The 4,925-nt window shown below is 33.9% G+C and carries 6 protein-coding genes; 5 read left to right on the top strand and 1 reads right to left on the bottom strand.

Annotated features, from left to right (window positions below):
* Positions 1–1,340: 1,340 nt before the first annotated feature.
* A complete protein-coding gene (locus tag F6K22_RS31720; RefSeq protein ID WP_293107454.1) occupies positions 1,341–2,738 on the bottom strand; it encodes a helix-turn-helix domain-containing protein in 1,398 nt (465 codons plus the stop codon).
* Positions 2,739–2,933: 195 nt separating this feature from the next.
* Between F6K22_RS31720 and F6K22_RS31715 the strand changes: the two genes are divergently transcribed.
* The 5 genes from F6K22_RS31715 (at position 2,934) to F6K22_RS31695 (ending at position 4,875) form a co-directional block, all read left to right on the top strand.
* Positions 2,934–3,473 carry a hypothetical protein gene (locus F6K22_RS31715; protein ID WP_293107451.1) on the top strand — a complete coding sequence of 180 codons (540 nt, stop codon included), beginning with the start codon at positions 2,934–2,936 and terminating at the stop codon, positions 3,471–3,473.
* A 6-nt stretch (positions 3,474–3,479) separates the two neighbouring features.
* Positions 3,480–3,971: a hypothetical protein gene (locus F6K22_RS31710; protein WP_293107448.1), complete on the top strand. Its 492-nt coding sequence runs from the start codon at positions 3,480–3,482 to the stop codon at positions 3,969–3,971.
* 50 nt (positions 3,972–4,021) lie between these two features.
* On the top strand, positions 4,022–4,171 hold the full coding sequence (locus F6K22_RS31705) for a hypothetical protein (protein WP_293107445.1): 150 nt from the start codon (positions 4,022–4,024) through the stop codon (positions 4,169–4,171).
* A 117-nt stretch (positions 4,172–4,288) separates the two neighbouring features.
* A complete protein-coding gene (locus F6K22_RS31700; RefSeq protein WP_293107442.1) occupies positions 4,289–4,435 on the top strand; it encodes a hypothetical protein in 147 nt (48 codons plus the stop codon).
* Positions 4,436–4,731: 296 nt separating this feature from the next.
* A complete protein-coding gene (locus F6K22_RS31695; RefSeq protein WP_293107439.1) occupies positions 4,732–4,875 on the top strand; it encodes a hypothetical protein in 144 nt (47 codons plus the stop codon).
* Positions 4,876–4,925: the final 50 nt, after the last annotated feature.

Here is a 4,925-nt window from a genome sequence, read left to right as displayed (position 1 = left end):
TTATAATTTATCGAATATTTTAGGAATATTAACCAGTTTTGTTAGTTAGTATTTAGGCTTTCAGCTATTAGCATTCAGTTTTTGAAATTAGTTGAATAAAAAGTCATATTTACTGGTCAAAAATCCCAGTTAATCTTTATGATATCAAAATTTTTGTGAGGATGCAACGGAAAATCCTTTGACGCGCCGATTTTTTTCAGAAGCTTCAGGGAATGCAAAAGTTGGCAAAGTGCTAACATCAGAATCTAACCGAATGAATCTTCTGATTCTAATACTTAAAAGTAGGGGAGTATTTTCAATCTTTTTCCTGTATTACTTCTATTCCACTCCAACCTGTAACTCAAAAATTCAATCGTGGGCAAAGATACGATCAGGGCTTCTATAGTGATTAATTAATCAGAAATCTAATAGACATTTCCAATAATCAAAAATAAAATCAATTACTTACTTCTCTCCATTCCCTAATTCCTACTCCCTAAATCTAATATAACCAACTAAATAAATCTGCAATAGATAATTGCCAATCTGTTTGAAAGGGGAGGTTTGAGACCTAATTTTTTGGTCAACATAATTATTTCGCCTCAATGGGGATTTTTTCTTGATTAGTTAATTACAGTAGTTTCCGAATGGAGAAATTGTATTGGGCGATCGCTACCTTGCTACTTTATCTAAAATCTAAAAACTATAACGTAACAGTTAAAGTAACGATCGACTTGCAATAGAGCGTTTAGCGCTCCGCACAACGCGCGTTAACGCGGAGCGACATGAAACCCGTAGCGGTGCGTAGCACTATCGCCACCTTTCTACTTTATCTAAAATCCAAAAACTATAACGTAACAGTTAAAGTAATTATCAAATAAACATTTCTACTTTATCTAAAATCTAAAAACTATAACGTAACAGTTAAAGTAACGATCGACTTGCAATAGAGCGTTTAGCGCTCCGCACAACGCGCGTTAACGCGGAGCGACATGAAACCCGTAGCGGTGCGTAGCACTATCACCACCTTTCTACTTTATCTAAAATCTAAAAACTAGAGCGAAATAGTTAAAGTAATTATCAACACATACAATAAAAATCTTAGTGGTGGTGCATTGTAATAGTGGTCTATTGTAATTATTGGTTAAGGGAACAGGACTTACGCATAAGAAAGGCAATTTCGACGTTTGAGATTACTTCGCTATCGCTCGTAATGACAGAAATACGTTGTTTTGCGTAAGTCCTAGGGAAATAGAAGTGGGAGCAAAATGCTCCCTTGCTAGGCATTTTTCGTCCCTACCATTACTATGGACGACTATCGAAATATTTACTGATAACTGATAAGGGTTGCTCGAAAAGGTTTATTTAGTTTCTGGAGATGTCTGTTGATTGGATAAGACATACTGCTTCAGCAAGGGTAAAAGAGTAAAATTATTTTCTTGTTTTTCTATTAGGGAACGTCGCTGCAAAGATTTAATTATATTCAATAAGTCTGAGGGTGGTATTTGTAAATTATCTAATAAGGTTGAAATATTTACTGCTTCGGTTTGGGTTGCTAGGTGAGAGATTACTTGTTTTTCTAATTCTGATAAACGGGTAAACTGCTGATGTAATAATTCTTTGATGTCTGCGTCTAAAAATAGAGGGTCATATTGAAATAATTCTGAGATACTTCCACTGAATAGATCGTTAATGGTTGTGGCAATTATATTTAACCAGGTCGGGTTGCCTTGATAGAAGTAAATCAATTTTTGCCATTGTTCGTCTACTTGTAAGTCTTGGTCTTTGAGAATTTTTGTAGCTGCTTCTTCGTCTAAATCTTTGAGGTGTAATGAACGAACGGATGTATTTTTGTTTGTACTAATTTCTCTGAGTTTTTCTCTACTAATGATTAGGCAACAACTCTGATGGGAGAGTTGGGCGATAAGTTGGAAAAATTGGCTGTAGTTTTCATGTTCTGGAGTGTAATGACTTGCTAGTTTGTTACTGTTAAATATTGTTTGGATGTCATCTAATATTATGAGGCAGTGGTGCTTTCTCAAATTTTCTAAAAGATGGGAGTTTTCTGAGGTTTCGAGAGCAGGGTTTTGGTTGGAGATAAATTGAATGAGTCGGGTTTGAATTGTTTTGAGTGGTGGGGAGTCTCGGAGACTTTGCCAAATTATATAGTCGAATTTATTTTGAATATTTTTGATGAGTTGAAGAGCTAATGTTGTTTTGCCAATGCCGTTTATTCCGTGGAGGATTACTAATTTTTTTTGTTCTTGGAGAATCCATTTTTTGAGAGTTTTTATTTCCTGAGTTCGACCATAGAATTTTTTGTAGTCTGGTGCATCTGAGAGGTCGATTTTTGGTTTAGGTATAGTCTGGCGTTTGTTGATATTTGGTTGATGAAAATTTTCAGGATTTATAGTTTCTGAAGAGGGGGAAGTTTCAGGGCAAAAATTTATATTGTTAATTCCTATAAAGTCTTTTTCTATATTTGTGGATGAACCTATAGAAAACTGCCATCTATCAAATGTGGTGCGTAGATTAGATTTATTTACTTGTTCTCCGAATGTATCTGAAAAAGTTTTCCATAATTCTGAAGCGACATCTCTAACATGACCATTAGTGCATTGAAATTCTTGAGCAATTTCTGAATATTTTTTACCTTGAAAAGTACCTCTTAAAATGACTTGTTGTAGGTCGTCTAAATGTTTTCCTGTTTTTTCAAAAATGAGATGGTCGGCTAAATTCAATATTTCTTGGATATCCATAGATGAGGTAAGTAGGGGAGTTTTGTATATTTTAGTCCGACGTTACCCTACACCATAATTTTTTTAATCAAATTTAATCACCAAAGGTAGATTTTTCAATTATAAAACTCCCTACTTCTGCCGACTATTCCCTACTGACAAGAAAAAAAATTTGTGATGGAATTAAAGAATAGCAAACATTAAGTCACTAGATTTATGACTCAAGAATCGGAGCTAGTTCAATTAATCATAGATAATTTTCATGAAATTCTGAGATATTTACGGCAACAATATGATGAGTTATCTCCGGAGCTGAAAAAGGTTGTTGAAAGTATACCCGATTTTTTAAGTGATATTGAAACAGATAGTCAATTTATTAACAAACGGGAAGTTTATGAAATAATTGCCAAATTTCTCCACAAAAACTTAAATGAAGAACTACCTTTATGTCTGGATGCTACCCATATTATTTGCGGGGAAGATGACCCAAGGTTATTAAAAGAAAGAACTGAAGATGCAGAAAAAATTGCTGAGGATGCCAAAGAATTAATTTTGACTATTAAAGTGCATTACGAGCTATTAAAGGGTCTCAAATATAATCGGAGGACTGAAATTTTTTATAAGAAAAAAAATCAACCAGCACTAACCAAAGTAGAAGAGAAATTAGATTGGGATAGAGCACCTAGTGATGTGCGTTCAGGGTATCTAAATGAAGAGAAAAAAATATCAACTTTTAAACTTTATCCAATTGAGTAGAAAATTATGCCAGAACCATTTTTAATAGGTATAGCAGTAGCATTAGGATTAGGAGTAGTTGCAGTAGCTGTAGTAGGAATATTTTGGGAACAAATTATAATGTGGGCAGAAGATAGTCTTTTTCCTTGGATTAAAACTAATATTCCGTGGATTGAAAGTGAAGTAAGAGAAGCCTTTAGTGCTGTAGATAATGTTGTTGTTACTATCCGTAATCTTATTCGTAAAGCGTGGAAAAAGTTGCGTGAATATTTGCTAAATCAAGTAATAACATTTGAAAGACAATCATCAGGTGAATGGGAAAAGAAAATCACATCTTGGATAATTAAAGTTCTCGAATCAGGCGAAAAAGTTCCAGTAAAAATAGTTACAGAAGAAGTAGTACCCTGGGATATAGTACCTTCAGATGTCCGTGCAGAGTTTTTACGACTTGATAAAAGTAAGGCAGAAATTGATGTAACTGAGTATCGCGATCGGCAAATTATGGAAATGTTGGCTTAGTCAAGTAGAATTTTTCAGAGGAAAACTCTGATTATTGGGAGGTGAAAAATATGGATAATACGAAAATTGCAAAGCGAGTCAAATCTAGGATAATTCAAATTTTTAAATCGGGAAATAAATTTCCAGCAAAAGAAGAATTAGATTGGGATGAACTACCTTCAGATGTTCGTGCAGAGTTTTTACGTCGTGAGAAAAATTAGATTGAAATTGATGTAACTAAATCTCGCAATCAAGAAAATTGATGAAATGGATATATCTCCTTAGTCAAGTAGAATTTTTCCTCTGAAAAACTCTGATTATTTGGAGATGAAAAAAAAATGGATAAAAAGTTGGGTGAATATTTACTAAAGCAAGTAATCAAACTAGAAATACAATCATCAGGTGGATGGATAAAGCAAATCACATCTTCGGCAATCAAAATCTTTGAATCTGATCAAAAAGTTCCGGTAAAAGTTAACCTATAAAAAGAAGTGGATTGGGATGAACTACCTTCAGATGTTCGTGCAGAGTTTTTACGTCGTGAGAAAAATTAGATTGAAACTAATGTAACTAAATCTCACGAGCGATAAATTGATGAAATGGATATATCTGCTTAGTCAAGTAGAATTTTTCCTCTGAAAAACTCTGATTATTTGGAGGTGAAAAAAAAATGGATAAAAAGTTGGGTGAATATTTGCCAAAGCAAAGCAAGTAATAGAACTAGAAATACAATCATCAGGTGGATGGATAAAGCAAATCACATCTTCGGCAATCAAAATCTTTGAATCTGGTAAAAGTTCCGGTAAAAGTTTGCCTAGAAAAAGAAGTAGATTGGGATGAACTACCTTCAGATGTTCGTGCAGAGTTTTTACGCCATGAGAAAAGTCAGATTGAAACTAATGTAACTAAATCTCACGAGCGATAAATTGATGAAATGGATATATCTGCTTAGTCAAGTAGAATTTTTCCTCTGAA

Origin of the sequence: Okeania sp. SIO2F4, from assembly GCF_010672385.1 — a bacterium.
Taxonomy (GTDB): Bacteria; Cyanobacteriota; Cyanobacteriia; order Cyanobacteriales; family Microcoleaceae; genus Trichodesmium.
Note: the sequence above shows the minus strand (reverse complement) of the source record. Positions and strands in the feature narration are given on the sequence as shown.